Genomic DNA, 23,065 nt, shown 5'->3' on the forward strand with positions numbered 1-23,065 from the left:
GACTGAGCGGAGCGGGGGAGCGAAGCGGAGGAGCGGAGGGAGGGAAGAACGAGACTTTCAGCGCCGCAAACCCGCCCGGAGCGAAGCGGAGGGCAAATTAGACGCAGTGTACCGTGAGCCGGGTGTTCGTCGTGGCGCTGATCCTCTTTGTCCTCGCGGTTGTGGCCGTGGTCACGGGCGTGCTCGGATTCACCGGGACGCTGCCGGGCAACCGGTATTTCGGGGTGCACTCCGAGGCCGCGGTGAAGACCGAGGAATCCTTCAAGCTGGCCAACCGGGTGGCCGCGCCGACCTCCGTGGTGGCGGGGCTGCTGCTCGCGGCCGCCGGTGCGGTCGCGCTGGTCGCCGGCGGCATCGCGGCCCTGGTGGTGGCGGTGGTGGCCGTGGTCATCGCGGTGTTCACCCTCGGCGCCGGTGCGGCCGCCGCCGAGAAGGCGCTCGCCACCGCGTTCCCGGAGGAGAAGGTCGGCGGCTGCGGCAGCGCCTGCGGCGCCTGCTCGCTGCGGGACGCCTGCGAGACCGCCTAGGCCTCAGTTCGCCAGCGACCTGCGCATCCAGATGTGCGGGATGCCCGCGTCCATGCCGATCTCGCCGTACGCCTCGTACCCGAGCTTCTCGTAGAAGCCCTGCGCGTGGGTCTGCGAATGCAGTTCGACCGCGCCCAGGCCGCGTTCGCGCACCCGCTCCTCGATGGCGCGCACCAGCGCCACGCCGAGCCCGGTGCCGCGCGTGTCCGCCAGCACCGCCAGCCGCCCGAGCACCCCGACACCGTCCCGCACGATCAACCGCCCGGCCCCGGCCGGCCTGCCGTCCAGCCGGGCCAGGAAATGGTCGGCCGTCTCGTCGAGTTCGTCGATCTCGATGTCCGCGGGCACGCCCTGCTCGTCCACAAAGACCTTCATGCGCACCGCGTAGGCGTCGGCTAGCTCCTGCTCGGTGCTGACGGTGACGACTTCGATCATGTGCCCAGCTTGCCTCAATGATCCGGATCACTTGCCGAGGGTTCGCCCGCGCACGCGGGCGGCGGGATGCTGCGCGCGAGCGGGCTCTCCTTCGGATTCACGTACAAGACGGTCAGTTTCACCGGTCGCGGGCCGCTGTTGCGGGCCAGGTGCGCGTGCCCGGGACCGCTCGGCTCCCGGAAGACCCGCCACGGCCGGATGGTGACCGGGGTGCAATCGGCCTTCGGATGATCGAGCGCACCGCCGGTGACCAGCACGAACAGGGGCCCGTCGTGGTAGTGCCACCCGGACTGCCCGCCGGGCGCGAGGACCGTCTGCCGCAGCACGAAATCCCAGCGCGCCACCCTGAATCGAAGCAGGATCCGGCTGGCCGTCCGGGTCGCCGGGGCCGGATTCGGCCGGTAGCCGTGGTGTGGATCGCGCGTGAGAAAGGCCACCTACGCATCATCGTCCAGGGCGGCCGGGCCACCGTGGCCGCCTGCCGGGTTGCGGCCGCGGATCGGGTAGTCCGAGGTCGCGGGCGAAGGCGGCGGCGTCCTCGGTGGTGGTGGTCTTCGGCCGGGTGCGCGCCCAGTCCAGGTAGCGGGCCCGGAAGTCGGGCCCGGCGGCCTGCGCCAGGCGCGGGAACCGCCGCGCCACCTCCTCGGCCCGCTTGTGCAGCAGGCCGTGCGTGGTGACGGCGAGATCGTCCGCGTCGAAACCGGGCGGCGGTTGCGCGCCGGCGACCAGCGCGCGCACCACGGCCGCCTGCTGCTCGGCGAGTGTCCCTGCCGTCCGGGCCGATTCGATGGTCATGCCGGGATCGCCTCCGGGCGCAGGGTGATGGGCGGGCGGCCGGAGGCGGTGGCGATGGCGTTCAGTTCGGCGGTGAGTTCGGCTGCGGGCGGGTAGTTTCCGTCGCGTTCCAGCATGAGGGGGACGGCGCGGTCGGCCGTGAACTCGGCGACCAGGGCCAGCACCTCGGCGGGGACGGGATGGACATGGGTGTCGATATAGCGGCCGCCGGACTCGTGGCCGCCCGCGATATGGCAGTAGGCCACCCGCTCGGCGGGCAGGCGCGACAGCTCGGTGAGCGGATCACGTGACGTATTGCGGGCATTGGCATAGACATTCGCGATGTCGAGCAGGAGATGGACGCCGGTGCGCTCGACGAGCTCCTGCAGGAATTCCGCCTCGGTGTACTCGGCGTGCGGCCATTCGAACAACGCCGCGATGTTCTCCACCGCCAGCGGCACATCCAACTGCCGGCTCGTACGAAAGATATTGCGCTCCAGGGCGTCCAGCGCCTCGCGGGTGCGCGGCACCGGCAGCAGGTGCCCGGCCTCCAGGCCGCCCGCGCGCACGAAGGCGATGTGCTCGCTCACCAGCGGCGAACCCAGGGCCCGAGCGCAGTCGGCGAGATGGGCGACCCGCCGGTCGTCCACCGCCTCCGCACCGCCCAGCGACAGCGAAATGCCGTGCGGCACCGCGGGAATGCCCCGGGCCACCAGCTCGGCCAGCTCCTCGGGCACATCGACACCGGGCCGGGACCCGCGACCGCGCCGGAGGAACGCGCCGCCTCGGCCGCCGGAATGCCTGGGCGCCAGCGTTTCCGCGATGACCTCGCAGAATCCGATGCCCTCCAGCGCCGCCACCAGACCGCAGATCTCGCGCCGCCAGCCGATGCCCAGCGACCCCTCGGGAAGCGGTGAACCGGTCATCCCCCGCAGCCTCCTCCGCAGCTGCTACTGCTACCGCAACTGCTACTGCTGCCGCAACTACTGCCGCTGCTGCAACTGCTACCGCTGCAGGTGCTTCCGCTGTCGCTGCCGCAGGAGCTGCCGTCACTACCGCCACCGCCACCACCTGCGACCACGCTGGCCGCCCCCGCGAGCGCCGGGTCGAGGGTCCACAACACCAGCCCGCCGTAGAGCGCGACGGCGAGCGCGGCACTGTCGGGTCCGTAGGCGGAATAGGCGGGCGAGTTGGCGGGCCGCAGGTGCCGGTTGCCGGCCTGGGCGGCGGCGAGGGCGTCCCGGCCGCGCTGGGTCAGGCGCGGCGGCCGGCCCACCGCGACGGTGAGGACCGCCAGCACGATCATGGCGAACACCAGGAAGCCGACCGCATGATGGGTGGCCGCGCCCGCGATCAGCCGGACAAGTCCGAGCACGAGCAATGCGAAGAGCGGAAACCGCGCTGTCCGCAAGGCTTTTCGCTGCTTCTCGCCGAACAGATAGCCGCGCTCGGTGAGGTCGCCGCGCATGGCCGTCGACACCCCGGCGGTTCCCACGAGCATGCCGGGCATGCGCGCCTGCCCGGATCTGTGCAGGTGCGCATGCAGCGCGCGGGAGATCGGATCCAGCTGCTGTTCCTCGGTGGCGGTCAGCGGCCGGACCGGCGTGCCGGTGGAGTCGATGATCTGATGGCCGCGCAATTGCGCCAGCCCGGCCAGCACCGGACGCCGGTCGTCGACCAGCATGGCGGTTTCGCTGGGGCGCAGCGGCCCGGCCGGCGGCCAGGCCGGGTCGATCGCGCGCATGACCGCCGCGCGCCGTGCGTAGCCGAACGCGATGGCCGAAAGGCCGGCGAGGACATAGAACAGGAGGAAGGCCGGGCCGGATATCCCCCACGTATCGGTTGCGGCCGCGGCCGCGTCGGTCCGAAGGACCATGGCGATTCCACCTCGGGAGTCGTCGTGACTGTCGATCACCACCAGTATCGCGGCAGCGCGGGTGCTGTGTTATCCCAAACAAGCATGGTGTTTAGCCTGTTTCGGTGCGATTTCTCAGCAAGTTCTACATAGACGGGTTCATCCTGTCGATCCTTGCGATGGTCGTCCTCGCCAGTATCTTTCCGGCTCGGGGCGAGGCGGCCGAGGTCGTGAGCTGGCTGACGAAGATCGCCATCGGTTTTCTGTTCCTGCTCTACGGCGCGCGCCTGGCTCCGCAGGAGGCGATCGCGGGCCTCAAACACTGGCGACTGCACCTGACCGTACTGGTCTGCACCTTCGTGCTCTTCCCCGTGATCGGTCTCGCCGCCCGGGTGCTGGTGCCGCACGTGCTGACCAGCGATCTCTACACCGGTGTGCTGTTCCTGTGCCTGGTGCCGTCCACGGTGCAGTCCTCGATCGCCTTCACCTCCATCGCCAAAGGCAATGTGGCGGGCGCGATCGTGAGCGCCACGGTGTCGAACCTGCTGGGCGTCTTCCTGACTCCCGCACTCGTGATCCTGCTGATGAACACCACCGGGCAGGCGAGCGTGGACCCGTCCGCGGTGGTGGACATCGTGCTGCAGCTACTGGTGCCGTTCTTCCTGGGCCAGCTGATCCGGCCGAAGGTCAAGGGTTTCCTGGCCCGCTACGCCGAGCCCACCAAGCTGGTGGATCGCGGGTCCATCCTGCTGGTGGTCTACAGCGCCTTCAGCGCGGGCATGGTCGAGGGCATCTGGCATGCCATGTCGCCGTGGCGGATTCTGCTGCTGGCCGTGGTGTGCTGCGCGATTCTGGCCATCGTGCTGGTGGCGACCGGATTCCTCGGCGAGGCGGTGCGATTCGATCGCGCCGACCGGATCGTGGTGGTGTTCTGCGGATCCAAGAAGAGCCTGGCCACCGGGCTGCCCATGGCGACGGTGCTGTTCGCGGGGCACTCGGTGGGCCTGGTCGTGTTGCCGCTCATGATGTTCCACCAGATTCAGCTGATCACGTGTGCCGCCCTTGCGCAGCGGTGGGCTCGTAGCGCGCCGTGAGCGAGAGCAGCCGGCTGTCCTCGCGCCGCAGCGAACGGGCGCCCGCCGAGGGCCGGGCGGCCAGCGCGTGCAGCACGGCCCGGTCCGAACCCGGATCGCCCACCGCGATGCGGGCGCTGCCGTCCGGGTAGCGCTTGGCCACGATCCCGGCGCGCGCCAGCGCGGGCGCGATATCGCGGCCGGGCAGGTACAGGAAGTTGGCGCTGCTGCGCGGCACCCGGATGCCGCCGCGCCGCAGTTCGGTGCGCAATAGTTCGCGCTCGGTGGTGATGCGCAGAATCCGTTCGCCCAGTTCGGCTGCCGCGGCATAGGACGCGCGCACCGCGGCGACCGCGAGGGTCGGCACCCCGAACGGCAGTTGCAGCCGATGCACCCGGTGCACCAGTTCCGCCGCACCGAACGCGTAGCCGATACGCAGCCCGGCCAGTCCGTAGGCCTTGGAGAAGGTGCGCAGCACCAGCACATTGGGGTGCCGGTCGACCAGCTCGACGGCGTCGAGAGAGTCGCTCGCGCCCAGGAATTCGACGTATGCCTCGTCCAATATCACCGGCACCCGGGACGGGACCGAACACAGGAACGCCTTCACTTCGCTGGCCGGGAGCACGGTTCCGGTCGGATTGTGCGGACGGCATACCGCGATCAGCCCGGTGCGCTCGTTCACCGCGCGGGCCATGGCCCACAGGTTCTGGCGGCCGTGGCCGTCCAGCGGCACCGGCACCGGCCGCAGCCCGGTCATGGTCGCCATGATCGGGTAGCCGTCGAAGGTCGGTGTGGCGTAGACGAATTCGGTTCTGGCGCGGGGGAGGGTCTGCATGATCTGCATGGCCACCCCGGTCGCGCCGGAACCGACCACCACCTGGTCGGCCGAGACGCCGAGGCGGTCGGCGATCAGCCGCGGCAGCCGCCGGGGCAGGAATTCCGGATACCGGTTCGCCTTGCCGAGGCAGTGGTCGAGCGCGGCGACCACCGAAGGCAGTGGCGGAAACGGGTTTTCGCTCAGGCTCAGGTCGTAGCGGATGGTGTCCGCGCCGTGCGGGTCGGCGGTGGCGGGATGGCCCGCCACCTCGGAGCCGCGCAATCCCGTCGGCCAGGACAACGGCGCCACGATCCGCGCCACGGGCCGCCTGTGCTCCCCCGTACCGGGGCGGGTCATCGGGCCGCGCCCCAGCGGACGGCCGCCGCCCCCGCGAAGTCCCCGGCGTGCGCGAACGCCGCCATCAGCACCACCGAGCCGTTGCGCAGCCGCCCGGCCCGGTTCTCGGCGTCCAGGGTCACGGGAATGCCCGCGGCGAACAGGTTTCCGCAGCTGTCGAAGGTGTCCGGATGCCGTTCGGGCGGCAATTCCATCGCCTCGTTCCAGTTGCGCAGGAACAGCCGGTTGGGCTGGTTGGTGACGAAGGTGTCGATATCGCGGGACTTCACCCCGATGCGCCGGCACACCGCGTGCGCCACCTCGGGCACCAGCCGGTTGCCGCGCGTCATCACCTTGGCCACCTTGGATTCGGTGAAGGTGACGCAGCCCTGGCCCTCGCCGGGCTCCCAGTACTTGCGTTCGCCGTTGGTGCTGAACTCCATGTCGCCCGCGAACTCCGGATAGGTGCGGCACTCGATATCGAGGATCGGCGCGGAGCTGTTCTTCACGAGCAGCCCGACCCCGCACCCGTCTCCGGGGACGGGGGCCTGCGCGAGCCCGCGGATATCGGGCTGGGTGAACACCGGGCCCGCGCAGTTCTGGGTGCATGCGATGAGCGCGGTGCGCGCGTCGGTCGTCTGCAGGATCATGCGGGCCATCCACATCATGTGGACGAAGGCCGCGCACCCGCCGTTGTGGATGTCGAACACCCAGCGCGGCTTCATATTCAGCCGGCGCGCCACCTCCGGCCCGGCGCCCAGCACCGGATTGTCGGGCAGCTGGGTGTGGGTGAGCAGGATGTCGACATTCGAGATCTCCTGTGCCCCATGGCGTTCGATCAGGGGTGCGACGGCTCGCTCCACCATGTCCACGGCGGTCTCGTCGCGGCCGATGTGATGGCGGCGCCTGGGGGCCCGGAACATGACGTTCCTGGCCATCCGGTCCGAGCGGGAGAACTGGGTGAAGTACTCGGTGCCGACCGGGTCACCGGGCAGGTAACCGGCGACATCGACCAGGCTGACGGGCGGCGCCGTCCGGAGGGCGGGGTCGGTGAAGTCCATGGCGCTCAGCTCACTTCTCTTCCGAGGGATTCAGCATCCAGTCGGGCTTGATGGGCAGCCCGTGCGAGGCGCGGTATTCCGCGATGGCCTTGAGGTTGTCGAGCTCCAATTGGTGCCCGGCGGAGAACATCTCCCAGAAATCGCCCACCCACACCTTGCGTTTGTCCGGCGCGGTGTCCTGGTAAGGGTTCCTGTCATAGAACGGGTGGTGGCAGTTCGTCCACAGCACCACCGAACCGGGCTTGTCGAACACCACCTGGGCGTCGACCACCCGCATCAGGTAGACCATCCACAGGTGGTCGCTCTGGTCCCAGGCGCAGTGATAGTCCACCGTCATGGCGTCCGGATTGGCGACGGTGCGGGTGTAGATCTTGGTGCTGTCGCCCAGCCGATCGTGCGACACCCACAGCCCGGGCTCCTCGGTCTCGGTGAATCCGCGCAGGCTGTAGGTCCATTCCTCCAGGCACCGGGTGTCGGCGAGGTACTCGTACAGCTCCCGCGGCGGGGCCGCGATGAACCCCTGGACCGGGCAGAAGTCGCCGAAGATCTGGTCGTGCGGATACACCGATCGCAGCATGTCCAGGATGATCGGGGTGGTGGCCTCGCGATCGGAATTCTCGATGCGCAGCAGGCCGGGCAGGACGGCTTCCGGAATGTCACTGAGGGCGGGCAGGGCGCTGGTGGTCACGGGTTACCTCCCGGGTGGCGTCAGGAACGGTGTGAACGGCGGTATTTCGTCGGGATCGCAGTCGATCGCGACGAACGACGGTCCCGGGCGGTCGGCGCAGTGCCGCAGTGCCGCGGCGAGCTCGGCCCGGTTCTCCGGTGCGTGGGTGCACAGATCCGGGAACATGGCGGCCATCCCCGCGCCCGGATACGCGGGACGAAACCTGTTGAAGCTGTAGCGATCCCCGTAGTACAGCTGCTCGCGCGTGACGCACATGGCGTGCGCGTTGTTGTTGAGGACGATGAAGGTGATCGGCAGCCGGTGTTCGACCGCGGTGTGAATCTCCATGCCGTGCATGAAGAACGCTCCGTCGCCCGCGATCACGTAGGTGCGCCGCTGCCCGCCGTCCGGGTGGCGGCGCCGGGCGAAGGCCGAGCCGATCCCGGCCCCGAAGGCATAGCCCATGCCGCCCATGCCGAGTGCCACCGTGAAGCGCCCGTGCCGCGGCAGCCGCAGGTGGTGCACCACGGCCGCACCGGTATTGCCGGCGTCGGCGAAGACGTCCGAACCGGCGGGCAGCGCGTCGTTGATGGTGTCCACCACCTCGCGATAGCGCAGCCCGGGACCGTCGGAGGGTGGCACGGGCAGCGGGGTCAGGGTGGGCTCGCCGGACGGGTGCGGGCGCAGCGGGGTGATCCGCGCCCCGGTTTCGCCGCCGCCGGAATCCAATTCGCCGATCAGCTCGGCGAGGGTCTCGGCCAGGTCGTCGCTGTGCGCGTGCCCGGCGGGCAGGAACGGCGGCAGCGCGCCGATGCTGGCCAGCGGCACCGCCGCGAGCGCGTCCTCCATCCCGGCCCGGGCGGTGACCGGCATGCGGGTCCCGATCAGCAGGCACAGCTCCGCGCCGCGCAGGGCGTCGAGCAGCTCGGGATTGCCCATGCTGCCCGCGACGCCGCAGCAGCCGGGGTCCGCGTGGTGGTAGACGTCCTTGGCGTCGGGCGCGACCCCGACGGCGGCGTCCACGGCGGCGGCGAGGGCGGCCAGCTCGCCGCGGGCGTCGTCGCGGGCCACCTGGTCCCCGGCGATGATCACGATCTTGCCGGCCGCCCGGGCGCCGCGCACGGTGTGCAGCACCCGCCACAGGTTCTCGATGTCGCGGCGGTAGGGGCGCGCGGGCGGCACGAAATCCGGGGCGACCAGGTCCGCCTGCTGAATGTCCTTGGGCAGCAACAGCACCGCGGGCCCGCCCCGGCGGGCAGCGGAGACCGCGCGGGCGAGGTGAGCGGGCAGGTCGGCGGGGGCCTCGACGCGGGCACAGTAGTGCGAGATCGGCGTGTAGAGCGCGACCGCGTCGAAGGCGCCGGCCTGCCCGCTCGTGTCCTGGAAGGCGCCCTTGCCCTCCAGGACGGTCGGGGGCTGCCCGATCAGCGCGAGCACCGGCACCCGGGAGGCGAACGATTCGGCCAGCCCGGCGACGAGGTTCACGGCGCCGCCGCCGGAGGTCGCGCACACGACACCGAGGCCGGAGGTCGAACGCGCGTACCCGTCGGCCATGGTGGCCGCACCGAACTCGTGCTTGGCCACCACGGCGGTGATCAGATCCCGACGATCGAAAGCCGCGTCGTAGAGGTCTTCGATGTTCGCGCCGTCGACGCCGAACAGGTGCCGTACCCCCAGCGCCGATACCGCCCTGACCAGCTGGTCAGCGACCCGTGTGCCGCTATGCATGGGCGCGTCCTTTCCGGCGGCAGCCACCGGTGCCCGAGTGCCTTCAACCGGGATACGGATGCGCGTCGTCAGCGGTTCAATCACCGCGTTTCGCGACAGGTCTTGCCGTGTATGTATACGTCTACGTATAGTTGGTGCATGCCGAACAAGACGATTTACGTATCCGATGATGACCTGAAGCTGTTTCAGCGAGCGCAGGAGCTGGTGGGGGGCAATCTGTCGGGCGCGATCGTGACGGCACTGCGGCGCTTCATCGAGCTCGAGGAGGGCCGGCAACAGGGCTACGACGAGGTGGTCCTGAAGGTGGGCAAGGACGGCACCCGGCAGGTTCGGTTCTCCGGCGCCCTGCTCACCCACTGGCACCAGATGGCCAACGAGCGCATCGAGGACATCCGGGTGTACCGCACCCGCAAAGGCGCGTATGCGGTGCACAGCCACTTCTCCAGCTGGTCGGAGTTTCCGACCGACACCAATTGGCGCCAGTGGCGTCGCTTCCTCGGTCTGGGCGAACAGGATTGGGGCGATTTCACCCTCGAGGTCTACGACACCATCCAGGATCTGGAGGGCAAGATTCCCGATCGCCTCTACGCCCGCGTCGTGGACGCCACCGAGCACTCGCAGGTCGAGGACCTCGATATCTGATCGAAAAACCCTGTAGCACAACTGAATAACCGACCCGGACAACTTTGATCGCAAGCCTCGGCGGTCACGGCCTGGATGACGTATGCATTCATGCCTATTTATTGATGAGAGGGGAGACATGTACAACGACCCTGCACCGGCAGCCATCGCGGTCACCGGCCTCTGCAAATCCTTCGGTGAGCACATCGTGCTCGACCGCATCGACTTCGCCGTCCCGGAGGGCAGCGTCTTCTCGCTGCTCGGCCCCAATGGCGCGGGCAAGACCACCACGGTCGAGATCCTGTCCACCCTGAAACGCGCCGATGGCGGCGCGATCAGTGTCGGCGGTTTCGATCCCGCCACCCAGCCCGACGGCGTGCGCTCGATCATCGGGGTCACCGGCCAGTTCTCGGCCGTGGACGAACTGCTCACCGGCCGCGAGAACCTCATACTCATGGGCGACCTGCACCACCTGCCGCGCACCGAAAGCCGCAGGCTGGCAGCGGAACTGCTGGAAATCTTCGATCTGGAGGAGGCCGCCGACAAGATCGCCTCGAGCTATTCCGGCGGCATGACCCGCCGCCTGGACCTGGCCATGACCCTGGTCGGCGATCCGCGCATCATCTTCCTCGACGAGCCCACCGTGGGCCTGGATCCGCGCAGCCGCCGCGGCATGTGGGACATCATCCGCGACCTCACCGCGCGGGGCGTCACCATCTTCCTCACCACCCAGTACCTGGAAGAGGCCGACCAGCTGGCCGACCGCATCGCCGTGCTGCACCAGGGGCAACTGGTCGCCCAGGGCACCGCCGATCAGCTCAAGCGCATGGTGCCCGGCGGCTACATCCGCCTGGACTTCGGCGACCGGGCCGAATTCGAATCCGCCGCACGGCTTTTCGGTGATGCCGCGCAGGTCAACGGTGACCTCACGCTGGCCATTCCGAGCGACGGCGCGGTGCGCTCGGTCCGCGAGGTGATCGACCGCCTCGACGCGGCCCGGGTGGAACCCGCGGGCCTGTCCGTGCACACCCCCGACCTCGACGACGTCTTCCTGGCCCTCACCGGCGGCCACGCTCCCGAGAAGGAGACCTCCAAATGAAGATTGCATCGCGTAGCGATTCCAACAGGGGCGGCGGTGGGGTGACGGGCGGGCCGACTCTGACCACGTCGTTCGCCGACTCGAAGACCATGCTGCGCCGGAACCTGGTGCACGCCAAGCGGTATCCGGGCATGACCTTCTCCCTGATCATCATGCCGGTGTTCCTGCTGCTGCTTTTCAACTACGTGTTCGGCGGTGCGCTGAAGTCGGCCACCGGCGGCCGGTACATCGACTACCTGACGCCCGGCATGATGCTCATCATCCCGGCGTACATGGTCGCTGGCGTCGCGGTCGGCATGGCCACCGATATGACCAAGGGCATCATCAATCGCTTTCGCACCATGCACTTCTCGCACGCCTCGGTGCTCACCGGGCAGGTGGTCGGCACCCTGATCCAGGGCATGCTGGGCGTGGTCGCCATGACGCTGATGGCCGTGGCCATCGGCTTCCGGCCGCATGCCGGCGTGGTGGAATGGCTGGCGGCCCTCGGACTCATCGGCCTGACCGTCTTCGCGCTGAACTGGCTCGGCGTCGGCTTCGGCCTGATCGCCCAGACCCCGGAGAGCGCGTCCAATATGCCCATGCCGATTCTGTTCCTGCCCTTCCTGGGCAGCGGCCTGGTGCCGACCGACACCATGCCGGCCGGGGTGAAGCAGTTCGCCGAGTATCAGCCCTTCACCCCGATCACCGAGACCCTGCGCGGGCTGCTCATGGGCGGGCCGATCGGGCACAACGGCATCCTGGCCATCGGCTGGTGCGTGGTGATCGGCGGGTTCGGATACTTCTGGTCCACCACGACTTTCCGGCGCAAGACCCGGTAGTCACGGTGCCGGACGGCGCGCTCCCCCGCGGGGCGCGCCGTTCGCGCATGGTCAGATGCCCGCTGCCAGCAGGATTTTCCCGGATCCGTTGCGAATCTCGACCGTCTTCAACTGTTCCGGCGACACCGAGGTGGTGCCGTCCGGAGTCAGCGTCTGGCCCGGCTTGACCGTCCACTCGGCGAGCTTGGACTGCACGCCGTCGTTGCGGGTCACCCACAGCGACAGCGTCCACACGTACTCCTCGTCCGAGGGCGGGTACTGGCACCACATGTCCACCCGGGTCTGGCCGTTGATCGACATCACCTTGAAGGTGGCCAGGATCGGGGTGTCGGTCTGCGGCTTCAGCGGACCCTGCGCCACCACCTGCTGCACGAAGGACGGGCCCTCGTGGTGGGCCACGGTAGCGGTCACCGGAATCGCGATGGTCACCGCGGCGGCCGCCGCCGCCACTGCTCCGCCGATCGCTTCCCATCGCCCCCGGCGCCGCCGTTTGGCGGTCCGCGCCGCCAGGGCCGGCAGCAACCGCTCGGGCGGCGGCGGCACGGTGGAGGGCGGATCGTCCTGCGCCGCAATCGACAACGCGGTCTCGGCATCCACCATGGCCAGCAGGCCGGGTAGACCGGCCAGTTTCGACACGGCCGCGCGGCAGGACTCACATCGGGTCAGATGCTCCTCGTACTCGCGGCGGTCGTCCCGGGCGAGAGCGCCGAGCACATACGCGCCGTCCCAGGTGGTGTAGCCATTGCACAGTTCACGGCCCTCGGTCATCTCGTCACCCCCATTTCCTGCAACACCAATCGCAATGCCCGCATGCCGTAGTGCATCCGGGACTTGACCGTGCCCTCCGGGATCTCCAGTTCCTCCGCGATCTGATGCGTGGACAGGCCCCGGTAGTAGGCACGGACGATTACGTCACGGTGATCGATGCTCAGCCGCGCCAGCGCATCCGCTACCAGCCACCCGTCCAGCGCCCGATCCGTCTTGTCCGGTTCGGGTACCTCCGGCGGGCGATCGGTGCGGAATTCGCGGCGGCTGCGCGCGCTGCGATGCTCGTCCACGGCCAGATTACGGGCGACCGTGAACAGCCAGGCCCGCGCCGAACTGGTGGACTGGTCCAGCACATTGGGCCGCTGCCAGGCGCGCAGCAGGGTCTCCTGCACGATGTCCTCGGCCCGGCCCGGATCTCCGACCAATCCGTAGGTGTACCGCCACAGCGCTGCCGCGTGCTCGTCGTACAGCGCGCGGAGCAGGGCCGCCTGGTCCTCCGGCATCGCGCTAACCCGCCTCTCCGCGCCTTTTGCCGACAGCCGGGTGTCGAACCGGTCGCGGACCGGACCGGTGGTATGGAGCTGGTCGAGTTCTGGGCGTACCCGATGAGTTACCCATATGTCACCAGTTCAGTTGTCACGTTCCGGAGGGCGTCTATACCCATACCGGATTCACGATCCTAGTTGCGTTCCAGTTCGATCGGGTGCGTGGCAAGCAGGGACAGCGGCAGTGGCTGGCGGCGCAGGACATGGGCCCAGAGGTCGACGCGGCCCGCCAGCGGGTCGGAGGGCAGGGCGGACAGGACGATCCAGTCGCCGCGATCCAGTTCGCCTTCCAGCTGCCCGAAGGTCCAGCCGGCGTAGCCCGCGAAGACCCGGATGCCCTCCACCAGACCCTCGATGCGGTCCGGATCGGAATCCAGGTCCACCAGGGCCACCCGGCCGTCCACCCGGCGCACGCCGGACAGCCCGGCGATGGACGCACCCACCTTGACGGTGGCCAGGCACAGCGCCGCATCGCGTTTCACCGGGCCCCCGATGTAGAGCGCACGCGGGCCGGCCGCCAGCTCCGCCCAGTTGGGGAGCACATCGTGCAGGGCGGTGTCACTGGGCTTGTTGAGGACCACGCCCCAGGTGCCGCCGTCATTGTGTTCGAGGATGTAGACCACAGACCGCCGGAACGACGGCTCGGTCAGATCGGTCGCGGACACCAGCAGGGTCCCTGGTCGAACCACCTGGTCCTCATGCCGGAATTCGCGTCGAGAACGGTCACCGTGTTCCTCTGCGCGTGCCACTCAGTCATCATCGCACTGAGACAGACCGATTGCGTTGCATAATTTGCCGCTTACTCATTTGTGCCGCTGTGAGCCGCGAAAAACATGTCCGGCATACCTTGCGGTTCGTAGCTAGGGTGGGCGCTATGGAACGCCCCGAAGTCGTCCTCGAGAACAGCGACGCGGTCTATGACTTCTATCGTGACCACCAGCAGAACCTGCTGAAGGCGCGGGCGGCCTACTGGCTGCTGGGTCGTCGCTATCATCCCCGGGTGACCTACGCGGCCGGGGCGCGGGACCGGCTGCGGGAGTTCGTCTCCCAGCGGCGACCGCTGCTCATCGCTGTGAACCACCTCTCCCAGCTGGATCCGTACACCGTCGCCGCCGCGGCCTGGCGCAGCGTGCTGCGGCCGGTCATCGGGCACACCCGGGTGCTGGCCAAGGACGAGCTGTTCACCGAGACCAAGCTGCGCGAGCGCATCGACATGATGGGCGGCATCCCGGTCTTCCGAGGCAAGGATCACGGCCTGCGCGCGGTGAACGCGGCCGGGCAGCGCATGATCGACATCTGCGCCGAGCGCATGGCGCGCGGTGACGGGGTGGCGGTGTTCCCGGAGGGCACCTGCAACGACGTGGACCCCAGCCAGGTGCAGACGGTCGGAACCGGCATCGGGCACATCGCCTTCCGGGCCAGGAAGCTCGGGGCGGAACCCGTGCTGGTGAGCCTGGGGCTGAGCTACGGCCCGCGGCTGGATCCCAGGGTGGAACCCACCAAGGAGGAGGCCCGCTCGGCCAGCTTCTATTTCGGCATGCCGGTGGCGGAGCTGCCCACCAAACCCGCCGAGATCACGCGGGTGGTGCGCGAAGAACTGCAGAACGCGCTGGACGGTGCAGTGAAGGCGTACTGACCGGCGGTGCCGTCGAGTAATACCGACCGGCGGTCACTGCTGGGGCAGGCCGAGCCTTTCCCGCGACCACTGCGGCACCAAAGCCAGGTACTCGGGCCGGGATTCGACGAAGTGGTGCACCATCGGGCACAGCGGCAGGATCCCGAACCCGTCGTCGCGGGTCTGGTCCAGCGCGCCCTGCACGATCTTGCGCCCGTACCCCAGGCCCTCGAACTGCGGGTAGACCTCGGTGTGCACGAAGGCCCGCTCGTTGGCGGTGTCCTGATAGGCCGCGACCCCGGCGAGGTATCCGTCGACGTACAACTCGAACCGATCCAGTGTGGCGTTCTTGCGGACCTCGACCGACTCACTCGACATGGGTGCGACGTTAGTTCTCTCGTGACGGCTATTCATCCCTTTGGCCGAACGGTGGCGTCCAGCGTGTCGCTTCCCACATCGGAGATCAAAATGTAGGGATGACGAACCCACCCCCGCGCCGGGTGCTGCTGGCCCCGGACAAGTTCAAGGGCTCCCTGAGCGCCACCCAGGTGGCGGACGCGCTGGCCGTGGGGATCACCCGCGCCGCCCCCGGCGCCGCGGTGCGCCGGACACCCGTCGCCGACGGCGGGGACGGAACGGTCGACGCCTTCGTGGCGGCGGGCTGGGAACGGGTGGAGGTCGAGAGTTACGGGCCGACGCTCGCGCCGGTGACCACCTCGTACGCGGTCCGGGGGCGGGTGGCCGTGGTGGAGCTGGCGGCGGTCAGCGGCCTCGCGAAACTCCCCGGCGGACAGCCCGATCCGCTGCACGCCAGTACCTACGGGGTGGGCGACGTGATCGGGGACGCGCTCGATCGGGGAGCGCGCGACATCGTGCTCGGGCTGGGCGGGAGCGCGTCGACCGACGGTGGGGCGGGCCTGCTGCAGGCGCTCGGACTGCGCATCCTCGACGCCGATGGGAACGAATTGCCCTGCGGCGGAGCGGCACTCGCGCGCGCGGTGCGGGTGGATCGCGACGATCTGCACCCCGGGCTGGCCGATGCGACGGTGACGCTGGCCAGCGATGTGGACAATCCGCTGCTCGGCGCGGACGGCGCGGCCGCGATCTACGCGCCGCAGAAGGGCGCGGATCCCGGGCAGGTCGCCACTCTCGAAGCGGCACTGAAGAATTGGGCCGCCGTGCTGGGCCCGGAATGGGCCGACGAACCGGGTGCGGGCGCGGCGGGCGGCACCGGTTTCGGGGCGCTGGCGGCGCTGGGCGCGCGGATGCGCTCGGGCATCGAGCTCGTTCTCGACCTGATCGATTTCCGGGCCCGGCTGGCGGACGCGGATCTGGTCGTCACCGGGGAAGGTTCGCTGGACACCCAGAGCCTGTCCGGCAAGGCTCCGATCGGGGTCTGTCGCGCGGCGCTGGCGGCGGGCGTCCCGGTGGTCGCGGTGGCGGGCCGGGTGCTGCTCACCGCGGAGCAGGTGCGAGAGGCCGGATTCGCCACCGCCTACGCGTTGTCCGAGCTGGAGCCCGATCCGGCCCGCAGCATGGCGAACGCCGCCGCCCTGCTGGAACGGATCGGAGAGCGGATCGCGGGGTCCTAGCCGGCCGGGGTGAGCGTGCGGCCGGGAATCCGGTTCCGATTGCGATCGCCCCACTCCTCCAGCGGCCGCAGCGCCGCGCTGAGTTCCCAGCCCAGCTCGGTGAGCGAATACTCCACGCGCGGAGGCACTTCCGGGTGGATCTCGCGGTGCACGATGCCGGTGGCCTCGAGCTGCCGCAGGTTCTCCGCGAGCACCTTCTCGCTGACACCGGTCAGCAGCCGCCGGATCTGCCCGAACCGCTGCGGTCCCTCGGCCAGCACCCACATCAGGTGCATCTTCCATTTGCCGCCGACCGCCTCGATGGCCACGGACATGCCGCACACCTCGTGATCCGCGTCACCGCCGGAACTCATCGCGCCCTCCTGACCAGATTTCGAACCTCGAGGTAAGCAACCCCACGCGCAGGTGCGGTCTTCCCGAGGCTACCGATCCCGGCCACCATCGATTCCGGCGCGCCACTCCCGAACAGCCGAAATCGAAGGGGATACACCATGTCTGATCTGCGTCGATCGGTCACCGTCATCGGTCTGGGCCCGATGGGGCGGGCCATGGTCGCAGCGTTTCTGAAGGCCGGAGTCGAGGTCACGGTCTGGAACCGCAGTCCGGAGAAGGCCGATGCCATGGTCGAGCTCGGGGCCCGGCGGGCCGCGACGGTCGCGGAGGCGCTCGATGCCAACGAGATGGCCGTGCTCAGCCTCACCCACTACGCCGCCATGTACGACGTGCTGGGTCCGGCCGCGGATCACCTGCGCGGCAAGGTGATCGCCAATCTCTCCTCGGATTCGCCCGAGCAGGCCCGCCGGGGAGCGGCGTGGTTGCGGCAGCGCGGCGCCGAATTCCTTTCCGGCGGCGTGATGTCGGCGGGCGACAATATCGAGCACCCGGCGTCCTACATCTTCTACAGCGGCCCGCGTGCGGTCTTCGACGCGCACGCCGAACTGCTGCGCCCGCTGAGCCCGCAGGAGTACCTGGGCCCGGATGACGGTCTGGCGCAGGTCTTCTACCAGGGCCTGCTCACCATCTTCCATCCCTGGCTGCTGGCCTTCGACCAGGCCACAGCCATGATCGCGCACTCCGGCCACGACATCGCGCAGTTCGTGCCGTTCGCGGTGCGCTCCAACGCCGCCTTCCCGTACTTCATGGAGCAGTTCTCGGTGGAGAACCAGAACGGCGGCTGGGCCGACGTGGCCGGACTGCGCATGATGGACGCGGGCGCGCAGCACATCATCGACGCCAGTGCGGAGGTCGGCGTCGACGCCACCCTCTCGCACACGGCGCAGGCGTTCTGGCGCCGGGCCGTCGCCGCCAGCGCGGCGGCGGGCCGGGCGGTGTCGACCTTCGAACTCATGGGCGCGGCCTCCGAGAACGCCTGAGCCGCAAGGGAATCAGGCGGTCTCGGAGCCGATGCGAGGGAAGGGCGCGGTGGAGAAGATGATCTCCACCGGCACCTCGAAGTACTGCGCGAGCCGCAGCGCCAGGTGCAGGCTCGGGCTGTATTCGCCGCGTTCCAGATAGCCGACGGTCTGATAGTGCACGCCCAGCGCCTCGGCCAGCTGCCGGCGCGAGATGCCGCGCTCGGCGCGCAGCATCGCGATCCGGTTGTAGATGACCTCGCTAGTAGGCACGCGCCATGGCCCTCTCGCGACGAGCCGCCACCGCGGCCCCGGATTCGCGACGGGCCATGCGGCGCAACACGATCGGCGCGATCAGGATGCCCCCCACCGCCCAGGCGCCCAGCACGGCCACAGTTTCCGGGTGCCGCCACGAGTGCGTCAGCTCCACCATGGCCGCGCCGTCGGGCAGCATGGCCGAACGCATGCCCAGGCCCATCCAGTAGATGGGGAACGCCTGGGCAATGGCCTGCAGCCAGCCCGGCAGGCCGGTGAGGGGATAGAAGATTCCGGAGATCGCCACCAGACCCATGATGGGGAACGAGATGAAGCCGATGCTGCGCGGGCTGTCGAACGCCGAGCCCACGATCGCGCCCAGCGGCAGACAGGCCAGCAGGCCGAGCGCCAGAATGCCGATCAGCGTGGCCCAGGCGCCGACGCTGTCCAGGCTCACCCCGCCGATGGTGAGCAGCCCGAACCCGAGGATCAGCGCCACCTGGACCACGGTGACGCCGGAGACCGCGACGATCTTGCCGATCAGGTAGCCCAGCATGCCGTTGGGGGTCGCCTTGGCGCGCAGCAGGGTTCCGTCCTCGCGATCCATGGCCAGGCCCTGGGCCACGCCGAACATGCCGGTGAACGCCACCAGCATGCCGAGCACGCTGGGCAGCGCCAGCGCGCCGAGGCCGACGCCGCTGTCCTGGAAGTCGCCGTGGCGCATGAAGAACACCGCGATCATGGTGGCCACGGGCCAGAAGAACTGCGAGAAGATGTCCATCCCATTGGTGAGGGTCTGGATCAGCTCGATGCGGCCGCGCCGGAAACCGGCCCGCACCGCGACGGTCGTCGGATTCATCGGACCTCCTCCAGGCTGCGCAGTTCGGTGTCGCCCTGGCCGGATTCGAAGCGCTGCACCAGGGTCATGTAGGTGTCCTCGAGCGAGGCGCGCCGTACCTCCAGCTCCTCGACGGACTCGCCGAACTGCTGGAACAGCCCGTAAACGAATTTGGTGGACTCGGTGGTGGTGTGTACGAAGCGCTGCCCGTCCCGGGTCCATTTCACCTCGGCCTCACCGGCGATGCGCCGGGAGAGCTGATCGGCCGACCCGTCGGCGATGATGCGCCCGCCGGCCAGGATGAGGATGCGGTCGGCCAGCTTCTCCGCCTCGTCCAGGTCGTGGGTGGTGAGCAGGATGGTGGTGTGGTCGTCGTCGGCGAGCCGGTGCACCAGGTCGTGGAATTCGCGGCGGGCCTGCGGATCGAAACCCGCGGTCGGCTCGTCCAGGAACAGCAGTTCCGGACGGCCGACAATGCCGATGGCCACGTCCAGGCGGCGGCGCTGGCCGCCGGAGAGGGTCATCACCTTGGCGTCCGCGTGCTCGGTGAGGCCCACCGCGGCGATGAGTTCGTCTGTGTTCCAAGGCCGTTGGATATCGGCCGTGGCGTAGGGCGCGTAGAACATGCCCAGGTAGTCCAGCAGTTCCCGCACCCGCCACTTGCCGTGATCGCGCCAGGACTGCAGCACCACGCCCAGCCGGGCCCGCCAGGCCTCGTCGCCGTGCGCCGGGTCCGCGCCGAGCACCTCGACCCGGCCCGCCGACCGCATGCGGAAGCCCTCCAGGATCTCGATGGTGGTGGTCTTGCCCGCGCCGTTCGGGCCGAGCAGCGTCAGCACCTCGCCGCGGTGGGCCTGGAAGCTGACGTCCTGCAGGACATCGCGGGTGCCGTAGCGCATCCGCAGGTTCTCGACGTCGAGTACGACGCCCTCACCGACCGACATGTCACCCCTCCGTAGTAGAAGCCGGATCAGATGTAGCATATCTACTACATTTTGCAGGGGACAAGCTATTTATCGTGCACGAAGAAGGGCCCGGCTCGCAGCGAGCCGGGCCCTCTTTCGCGACGCGACAACTGATTTCGTGAGATGCGGGTAACTCGCCGTGTACGTCCAGACTCGGTTCGGCTCCCAACCGCCGGCGCGCGCGCTCAACGGTGAACGGCTCTCGGCCGTGCGCTGACGTTACGGAGAGACGGGGGAGCGGCGGATCAAGAATTCGATCGCCGCGGCATAACCCTGGATGCCCATCCCCGCGATCACCGCGGTGGCGATGGGGGAGATGTAGGAGTGATGCCGGAACTCCTCGCGGGCATGCACATTGCTGATGTGCACCTCCACGATCGGCACCTCCGGAATCACCAGCGCGTCGCGCAGCGCCACCGAGGTGTGGGTGAACCCGCCCGGATTGATGACGATGCCCGCCTCGACCCCGCGCGCGGCGTGGATCCGGTCGATCAGCGCGCCTTCGTGATTGGACTGGAACGCCACGATCTCCCGGTCGAACCGCGCCGCGGTCTTGCGGCACAGTTCGACCACGTCGTCGAGGGTGTCGGCCCCGTACACCTCGGGCTGGCGGGTGCCGAGCATGTTCAGGTTCGGGCCGTTGAGCACCAGGATCGGACCGGAAGCAGCCATGCGCCCACTGTATTAGAGGCCGCTCGGTCCCTCCGTGCGCAGGTCGTCGACTTTGCGCATGGCCGTGCGCAATTCCGCGAGCCACTCCTCGGCGTGCTTGCCGGCCAGCTTGACCGTCCAGGCCAGCGCGTCGGAGCGGGAGCGGGCCACGCCGGCGTCGACGAGGGTGTCGAGGACCTTGCGCTCGGGCTGGCGCAACCGGGTCATGACCGGAACGGCCAGGTGGGTGAACATGATTCGCTCGCCGTCCACCAGCACGCCCCAGGCGACATTGCGGCCGTAGCGAGCCTGGGCCTCCTGGGCGATCTGCATGCGGGCGGGGCGGGTGGTCTCCCGGAAGCGGGCGATGATGCCCTCTCGGGTGGCCTGCGGGACGGCGGCCGGTGCCGCGTCCTCGGCGGGAGCGTCGTCGCCCCGGGCGGGTTCGGCTGGGGGAAGGGGGAGTTCGCCGAGGACGACGATTTCGTCGCGATCGATTTCGAGGGTTGCTGGACCGGCGAACCAGTCGGCTGGCAATCTTCCAGCGAACCAGGCGGGAGCGTCCGAGGCGTCGGGAAGGTCGGCCTGCTGCCAGCCGCCGGTGCGCCCGAAACCGTGTCCACGATGTCCGTGTCTCATGATGGTCACACTCACTTACTGCAGAGAGTTGTAATGCTGATTACAACGTTACGTCGTTTCAGTGAGAGTGGGTTCTGCTCTGGGAGAACGATCTTCGGCGGCTTCGCCAGGGCCGGCCCGCAACGCCGTCACCAGTGAGAACCGAACGGTCCGCCGAGTCTCGAATACGCCAGGGATGTAACCGACCGGTGATCATGTAAGTGGTCACTGCTGACCGATTTCGGCACTATGGTGGTGCTCGATGCAAGTGCGCCTGGTGGGATGGTGAAGCCGCGGGCGTTCGCCGCGCGGTACCGTGGACCTGTTGCTGATGTGGCCAGAGTGAAGAGTGGGCGATATGGATGTGTGGGGATCCCGCCGCTTCCGGGTACGGGGTGCGATCGCACTCGCGGGTGTGGCAGCCGTCGCGATCGCGATGGGGTCATGTGGTTTTCGGGAGCGGTCGACGGGTGCGGAGGCGGTGGTCGAACAGTTCACCACGCTGATCGACAAGAAGGACTATGACGGGGCATCGCGGCTGACCTCCTACCCGGCGGGCGCTTCGGCAACGCTGAAGCAAGTCTTCGAGGGACTCGATCCGGGCAAGCCCGACTACCACGTGACCCAGTTCACCGGACTGAACGGTACGACCGGACTCTTCTCCATGACCGGCGCCTGGAACTTCGGCGACAAGCGGGACTGGAAATACGACCTGCAGGGCACCGTGCGCAAACTCAGTGTGGGCTGGCGTATCTCGTGGGATCCGGCCATGGTCATGCCGCAGCTCGACGCCAAGCGCAGCGCCAAGCTGGTGCGCACCTTCGCCACTCCCTCACCGCGGGTGAACGACATCGTCGGCCAGCCGCTCATGACCGAGCAGACCATCAATGTGGTCCAGCTGGATCCGGCCAAGATCATCGATCCGGTCGCCTCCACCAACGCGCTGGCCGCCGCCATCGCGCCGGTCGCGCCGCTCATCGACGGACCGTCGCTGATGCAGCAGCTTGCGGCCTCCCAGGGCAAACCTTTCACCGCGGTCAACCTGCGCGACGGCGACTTCGCCATCCTCGAGCCGCGCATGGCCCCGATCCCGGGTGTGGTGCTGCTGAAGCAGCCCAAGCTCATCTCCGCGGACCGCCGGGTCTGGTCGCCCATGCTCGACGCGCTCACCAAGGTGTGGCTGGACGATCGCGACGCACACTCCGGCTGGGGCGTGCAATTGTTCGAGCCCGACGGCAGTTTCGTCACCCAGCTGGCCGGCGAACAGGGCCCGCCCGGACCCGACATTCCGGCGACCATGGACCAGCGCCTGCAGCGCGCCGCCGAGGACGCCGCGGTGAGCACCGGCTCGCCCACCTCCATCGTGGCCATCCAGCCCTCCAGCGGGGCCCTGGTCGCGGTGGCGCAGAACAGTCAGGCCAGCGAGCACGGCAATATCGCCTTCACCGGGCAGTACCCGGTCGGCGGCATGATCGAGCTGTTCAAGAACGTCGCCGCGGTGACCAAACACAAAGCGCCGCAGGATGTCTCGGTCGGCGACGCGGCGGATGCGGCCAGCCTGCTCGGCATCGGCATCGACTTCAAGGTGCCCGGTCTCGACGAGACCACCGGCCGGCTGCCCACCGGCAAGAACGCCGCCGAGAACGTGGGCCGCGGCAATGCCGCCGACTCGCTGCTGGCCAGCCCGTGGGGCATGGCCATCGCGGCGGCAGCCATCGCCAAGGGCCAGGTGCCCAAGCCGATGATCACCATCGGCCAGCCCGCCACCACCGAGGCCGACCTGGCCGCACTGCCCGGTGAAGCCACCGACCGACTACGCGGCATGCTGCACGACGGGGTCGGCGCGCCGGAGATGGCCAGCCTCAACAGGTATCGCGATGTGCAGGCCTACGGGGCCACCACCGGCAACAACGCCTGGCTCATCGCCACCATGGGAGACCTGGCCTTCGCCATCCACATCGACGATCCGGACAGCGGGGATCTCACCGCGCGGGTGGCGGCGCGCCTGCTGCAGTCGCTGGCCTCGCCCGACTAGTGAGAGTGCGCTATCCG

Annotated in this window: 28 protein-coding genes; 9 read left to right on the forward strand and 19 right to left on the reverse strand. The window is 69.0% G+C overall.

Going from position 1 to position 23,065, the window contains the following annotated elements; genetic code table 11:
- Positions 1–122 precede the first annotated feature (122 nt).
- Positions 123–527, forward strand: coding sequence for an SdpI family protein (locus tag AB0L60_RS08870; protein ID WP_364609458.1), 405 nt, complete (start codon positions 123–125; stop codon positions 525–527).
- Between the two features lie 3 nt (positions 528–530).
- Here the strand turns inward: AB0L60_RS08870 and AB0L60_RS08875 are convergent, their stop codons facing one another.
- Genes AB0L60_RS08875 through AB0L60_RS08895 form a run of 5 tightly spaced genes read right to left on the reverse strand, consistent with a single transcriptional unit; the run spans position 531 to position 3,612 of the window.
- A complete protein-coding gene (locus AB0L60_RS08875; RefSeq protein ID WP_364609461.1) occupies positions 531–962 on the reverse strand; it encodes a GNAT family N-acetyltransferase in 432 nt (143 codons plus the stop codon).
- A 14-nt stretch (positions 963–976) separates the two neighbouring features.
- Complete coding sequence (locus AB0L60_RS08880) at positions 977–1,399, reverse strand: hypothetical protein (protein ID WP_364609464.1); 423 nt, start codon at positions 1,397–1,399, stop codon at positions 977–979.
- A 7-nt stretch (positions 1,400–1,406) separates the two neighbouring features.
- Positions 1,407–1,757 (reverse strand): hypothetical protein, encoded by a 351-nt coding sequence (locus AB0L60_RS08885; RefSeq protein WP_364609467.1) that lies wholly within the window; start codon positions 1,755–1,757, stop codon positions 1,407–1,409.
- Positions 1,754–2,662 carry a DUF692 domain-containing protein gene (locus AB0L60_RS08890; RefSeq protein WP_364609470.1) on the reverse strand — a complete coding sequence of 303 codons (909 nt, stop codon included), beginning with the start codon at positions 2,660–2,662 and terminating at the stop codon, positions 1,754–1,756. Before AB0L60_RS08890 ends, AB0L60_RS08885 begins: the two co-directional genes overlap by 4 nt.
- Positions 2,659–3,612, reverse strand: coding sequence for a TIGR04222 domain-containing membrane protein (locus AB0L60_RS08895; protein WP_364609473.1), 954 nt, complete (start codon positions 3,610–3,612; stop codon positions 2,659–2,661). Before AB0L60_RS08895 ends, AB0L60_RS08890 begins: the two co-directional genes overlap by 4 nt.
- 104 nt (positions 3,613–3,716) lie before the next feature.
- Here AB0L60_RS08895 and AB0L60_RS08900 point away from each other — a divergent pair, with 104 nt between their 5' ends.
- Positions 3,717–4,685, forward strand: a complete 969-nt coding sequence (locus AB0L60_RS08900) for a bile acid:sodium symporter family protein (protein ID WP_364609476.1) — start codon at positions 3,717–3,719, stop codon at positions 4,683–4,685.
- On the opposite strand, the gene AB0L60_RS08905 is transcribed toward AB0L60_RS08900, so the two are convergent.
- From AB0L60_RS08905 to AB0L60_RS08920, 4 genes are read right to left on the reverse strand one after another with little or no spacing between them, the layout of a single operon-like run.
- Positions 4,639–5,802: an aminotransferase class I/II-fold pyridoxal phosphate-dependent enzyme gene (locus tag AB0L60_RS08905; protein ID WP_364609479.1), complete on the reverse strand. Its 1,164-nt coding sequence runs from the start codon at positions 5,800–5,802 to the stop codon at positions 4,639–4,641. The genes AB0L60_RS08900 and AB0L60_RS08905 overlap by 47 nt on opposite strands.
- A gap of 32 nt (positions 5,803–5,834) precedes the next feature.
- Positions 5,835–6,878: a 3-oxoacyl-[acyl-carrier-protein] synthase III C-terminal domain-containing protein gene (locus AB0L60_RS08910; RefSeq protein WP_364609482.1), complete on the reverse strand. Its 1,044-nt coding sequence runs from the start codon at positions 6,876–6,878 to the stop codon at positions 5,835–5,837.
- A 10-nt stretch (positions 6,879–6,888) separates the two neighbouring features.
- Complete coding sequence (locus AB0L60_RS08915; RefSeq protein WP_364609485.1) at positions 6,889–7,566, reverse strand: SRPBCC family protein; 678 nt, start codon at positions 7,564–7,566, stop codon at positions 6,889–6,891.
- Positions 7,567–7,569: 3 nt separating this feature from the next.
- Positions 7,570–9,273 carry a thiamine pyrophosphate-binding protein gene (locus AB0L60_RS08920; RefSeq protein WP_364609488.1) on the reverse strand — a complete coding sequence of 568 codons (1,704 nt, stop codon included), beginning with the start codon at positions 9,271–9,273 and terminating at the stop codon, positions 7,570–7,572.
- 138 nt (positions 9,274–9,411) lie between these two features.
- On the opposite strand from AB0L60_RS08920, the gene AB0L60_RS08925 reads away from it, so the two are divergent.
- The 3 genes from AB0L60_RS08925 to AB0L60_RS08935 all read left to right on the forward strand — a co-directional run bounded on the left by AB0L60_RS08925 (position 9,412) and on the right by AB0L60_RS08935 (position 11,814).
- On the forward strand, positions 9,412–9,915 hold the full coding sequence (locus AB0L60_RS08925) for an EXLDI protein (RefSeq protein ID WP_364609491.1): 504 nt from the start codon (positions 9,412–9,414) through the stop codon (positions 9,913–9,915).
- A 118-nt stretch (positions 9,916–10,033) separates the two neighbouring features.
- A complete protein-coding gene (locus AB0L60_RS08930) occupies positions 10,034–10,993 on the forward strand; it encodes an ATP-binding cassette domain-containing protein (protein ID WP_364609494.1) in 960 nt (319 codons plus the stop codon).
- Positions 10,990–11,814: an ABC transporter permease gene (locus AB0L60_RS08935; RefSeq protein WP_364609497.1), complete on the forward strand. Its 825-nt coding sequence runs from the start codon at positions 10,990–10,992 to the stop codon at positions 11,812–11,814. Before AB0L60_RS08930 ends, AB0L60_RS08935 begins: the two co-directional genes overlap by 4 nt.
- A gap of 51 nt (positions 11,815–11,865) precedes the next feature.
- Here the strand turns inward: AB0L60_RS08935 and AB0L60_RS08940 are convergent, their stop codons facing one another.
- From AB0L60_RS08940 to AB0L60_RS08950, 3 genes are all read right to left on the reverse strand, one after another.
- Positions 11,866–12,582: a zf-HC2 domain-containing protein gene (locus tag AB0L60_RS08940; protein ID WP_364609500.1), complete on the reverse strand. Its 717-nt coding sequence runs from the start codon at positions 12,580–12,582 to the stop codon at positions 11,866–11,868.
- Positions 12,579–13,085: a sigma-70 family RNA polymerase sigma factor gene (locus AB0L60_RS08945; RefSeq protein WP_364609503.1), complete on the reverse strand. Its 507-nt coding sequence runs from the start codon at positions 13,083–13,085 to the stop codon at positions 12,579–12,581. The genes AB0L60_RS08940 and AB0L60_RS08945 overlap by 4 nt, the downstream gene beginning before the upstream one ends.
- A 176-nt stretch (positions 13,086–13,261) precedes the next feature.
- Positions 13,262–13,876: a YqgE/AlgH family protein gene (locus tag AB0L60_RS08950; RefSeq protein ID WP_364609506.1), complete on the reverse strand. Its 615-nt coding sequence runs from the start codon at positions 13,874–13,876 to the stop codon at positions 13,262–13,264.
- Between the two features lie 125 nt (positions 13,877–14,001).
- Here AB0L60_RS08950 and AB0L60_RS08955 point away from each other — a divergent pair, with 125 nt between their 5' ends.
- On the forward strand, positions 14,002–14,763 hold the full coding sequence (locus tag AB0L60_RS08955) for a lysophospholipid acyltransferase family protein (protein WP_364609509.1): 762 nt from the start codon (positions 14,002–14,004) through the stop codon (positions 14,761–14,763).
- A 33-nt stretch (positions 14,764–14,796) separates the two neighbouring features.
- On the opposite strand, the gene AB0L60_RS08960 is transcribed toward AB0L60_RS08955, so the two are convergent.
- Positions 14,797–15,120 (reverse strand): GNAT family N-acetyltransferase, encoded by a 324-nt coding sequence (locus AB0L60_RS08960; protein WP_364609512.1) that lies wholly within the window; start codon positions 15,118–15,120, stop codon positions 14,797–14,799.
- Between the two features lie 98 nt (positions 15,121–15,218).
- On the opposite strand from AB0L60_RS08960, the gene AB0L60_RS08965 reads away from it, so the two are divergent.
- The gene (locus AB0L60_RS08965) at positions 15,219–16,334 is read left to right on the forward strand and encodes a glycerate kinase (RefSeq protein WP_364609515.1); all 1,116 of its coding nucleotides are present in this window, start codon (positions 15,219–15,221) and stop codon (positions 16,332–16,334) included.
- On the opposite strand, the gene AB0L60_RS08970 is transcribed toward AB0L60_RS08965, so the two are convergent.
- Positions 16,331–16,687 carry a helix-turn-helix domain-containing protein gene (locus AB0L60_RS08970; RefSeq protein ID WP_364609518.1) on the reverse strand — a complete coding sequence of 119 codons (357 nt, stop codon included), beginning with the start codon at positions 16,685–16,687 and terminating at the stop codon, positions 16,331–16,333. The genes AB0L60_RS08965 and AB0L60_RS08970 overlap by 4 nt on opposite strands.
- A 138-nt stretch (positions 16,688–16,825) precedes the next feature.
- Here AB0L60_RS08970 and AB0L60_RS08975 point away from each other — a divergent pair, with 138 nt between their 5' ends.
- On the forward strand, positions 16,826–17,707 hold the full coding sequence (locus AB0L60_RS08975; RefSeq protein WP_364609521.1) for an NAD(P)-binding domain-containing protein: 882 nt from the start codon (positions 16,826–16,828) through the stop codon (positions 17,705–17,707).
- A gap of 12 nt (positions 17,708–17,719) precedes the next feature.
- Here the strand turns inward: AB0L60_RS08975 and AB0L60_RS08980 are convergent, their stop codons facing one another.
- The 5 genes from AB0L60_RS08980 to AB0L60_RS09000 all read right to left on the reverse strand — a co-directional run bounded on the left by AB0L60_RS08980 (position 17,720) and on the right by AB0L60_RS09000 (position 21,034).
- On the reverse strand, positions 17,720–17,923 hold the full coding sequence (locus AB0L60_RS08980; protein ID WP_354841343.1) for a helix-turn-helix transcriptional regulator: 204 nt from the start codon (positions 17,921–17,923) through the stop codon (positions 17,720–17,722).
- Positions 17,924–17,948: 25 nt separating this feature from the next.
- A complete protein-coding gene (locus AB0L60_RS08985) occupies positions 17,949–18,800 on the reverse strand; it encodes an ABC transporter permease (RefSeq protein WP_364609524.1) in 852 nt (283 codons plus the stop codon).
- Positions 18,797–19,723: an ABC transporter ATP-binding protein gene (locus tag AB0L60_RS08990; RefSeq protein ID WP_364609527.1), complete on the reverse strand. Its 927-nt coding sequence runs from the start codon at positions 19,721–19,723 to the stop codon at positions 18,797–18,799. The genes AB0L60_RS08985 and AB0L60_RS08990 overlap by 4 nt, the downstream gene beginning before the upstream one ends.
- A 240-nt stretch (positions 19,724–19,963) precedes the next feature.
- Positions 19,964–20,416, reverse strand: coding sequence for a type II 3-dehydroquinate dehydratase (gene aroQ / locus AB0L60_RS08995; RefSeq protein ID WP_364609530.1), 453 nt, complete (start codon positions 20,414–20,416; stop codon positions 19,964–19,966).
- A 12-nt stretch (positions 20,417–20,428) separates the two neighbouring features.
- Positions 20,429–21,034, reverse strand: coding sequence for a hypothetical protein (locus AB0L60_RS09000; protein WP_364609533.1), 606 nt, complete (start codon positions 21,032–21,034; stop codon positions 20,429–20,431).
- 337 nt (positions 21,035–21,371) lie between these two features.
- Here AB0L60_RS09000 and AB0L60_RS09005 point away from each other — a divergent pair, with 337 nt between their 5' ends.
- Positions 21,372–23,048, forward strand: a complete 1,677-nt coding sequence (locus AB0L60_RS09005) for an NTF2-like N-terminal transpeptidase domain-containing protein (protein WP_364609536.1) — start codon at positions 21,372–21,374, stop codon at positions 23,046–23,048.
- Positions 23,049–23,065 lie beyond the last annotated feature (17 nt).

Source organism: Nocardia sp. NPDC051981 (assembly GCF_040680715.1).
GTDB lineage: Bacteria > Actinomycetota > Actinomycetes > Mycobacteriales > Mycobacteriaceae > Nocardia.

Excerpts from the sequence above, each read along its gene's own strand:
- AB0L60_RS08875 (WP_364609461.1), bottom strand. The coding sequence starts at position 962 with ATGATCGAAGTCGTCACCGTCAGCACCGAGCAGGAGCTAGCCGACGCC.
- AB0L60_RS08885 (WP_364609467.1), bottom strand. The coding sequence starts at position 1,757 with ATGACCATCGAATCGGCCCGGACGGCAGGGACACTCGCCGAGCAGCAG.
- AB0L60_RS08890 (WP_364609470.1), bottom strand. The coding sequence starts at position 2,662 with ATGACCGGTTCACCGCTTCCCGAGGGGTCGCTGGGCATCGGCTGGCGG.
- AB0L60_RS08895 (WP_364609473.1), bottom strand. The coding sequence starts at position 3,612 with ATGGTCCTTCGGACCGACGCGGCCGCGGCCGCAACCGATACGTGGGGG.
- AB0L60_RS08910 (WP_364609482.1), bottom strand. The coding sequence starts at position 6,878 with ATGGACTTCACCGACCCCGCCCTCCGGACGGCGCCGCCCGTCAGCCTG.
- AB0L60_RS08920 (WP_364609488.1), bottom strand. The coding sequence starts at position 9,273 with ATGCATAGCGGCACACGGGTCGCTGACCAGCTGGTCAGGGCGGTATCG.
- AB0L60_RS08925 (WP_364609491.1), top strand. The coding sequence starts at position 9,412 with ATGCCGAACAAGACGATTTACGTATCCGATGATGACCTGAAGCTGTTT.
- AB0L60_RS08930 (WP_364609494.1), top strand. The coding sequence starts at position 10,034 with ATGTACAACGACCCTGCACCGGCAGCCATCGCGGTCACCGGCCTCTGC.
- AB0L60_RS08935 (WP_364609497.1), top strand. The coding sequence starts at position 10,990 with ATGAAGATTGCATCGCGTAGCGATTCCAACAGGGGCGGCGGTGGGGTG.
- AB0L60_RS08940 (WP_364609500.1), bottom strand. The coding sequence starts at position 12,582 with ATGACCGAGGGCCGTGAACTGTGCAATGGCTACACCACCTGGGACGGC.
- AB0L60_RS08945 (WP_364609503.1), bottom strand. The coding sequence starts at position 13,085 with ATGCCGGAGGACCAGGCGGCCCTGCTCCGCGCGCTGTACGACGAGCAC.
- AB0L60_RS08955 (WP_364609509.1), top strand. The coding sequence starts at position 14,002 with ATGGAACGCCCCGAAGTCGTCCTCGAGAACAGCGACGCGGTCTATGAC.
- AB0L60_RS08960 (WP_364609512.1), bottom strand. The coding sequence starts at position 15,120 with ATGTCGAGTGAGTCGGTCGAGGTCCGCAAGAACGCCACACTGGATCGG.
- AB0L60_RS08965 (WP_364609515.1), top strand. The coding sequence starts at position 15,219 with ATGACGAACCCACCCCCGCGCCGGGTGCTGCTGGCCCCGGACAAGTTC.
- AB0L60_RS08970 (WP_364609518.1), bottom strand. The coding sequence starts at position 16,687 with ATGAGTTCCGGCGGTGACGCGGATCACGAGGTGTGCGGCATGTCCGTG.
- AB0L60_RS08975 (WP_364609521.1), top strand. The coding sequence starts at position 16,826 with ATGTCTGATCTGCGTCGATCGGTCACCGTCATCGGTCTGGGCCCGATG.
- AB0L60_RS08980 (WP_354841343.1), bottom strand. The coding sequence starts at position 17,923 with ATGCTGCGCGCCGAGCGCGGCATCTCGCGCCGGCAGCTGGCCGAGGCG.
- AB0L60_RS08985 (WP_364609524.1), bottom strand. The coding sequence starts at position 18,800 with ATGAATCCGACGACCGTCGCGGTGCGGGCCGGTTTCCGGCGCGGCCGC.
- AB0L60_RS08990 (WP_364609527.1), bottom strand. The coding sequence starts at position 19,723 with ATGTCGGTCGGTGAGGGCGTCGTACTCGACGTCGAGAACCTGCGGATG.
- aroQ (WP_364609530.1), bottom strand. The coding sequence starts at position 20,416 with ATGGCTGCTTCCGGTCCGATCCTGGTGCTCAACGGCCCGAACCTGAAC.
- AB0L60_RS09000 (WP_364609533.1), bottom strand. The coding sequence starts at position 21,034 with ATGAGACACGGACATCGTGGACACGGTTTCGGGCGCACCGGCGGCTGG.
- AB0L60_RS09005 (WP_364609536.1), top strand. The coding sequence starts at position 21,372 with ATGGATGTGTGGGGATCCCGCCGCTTCCGGGTACGGGGTGCGATCGCA.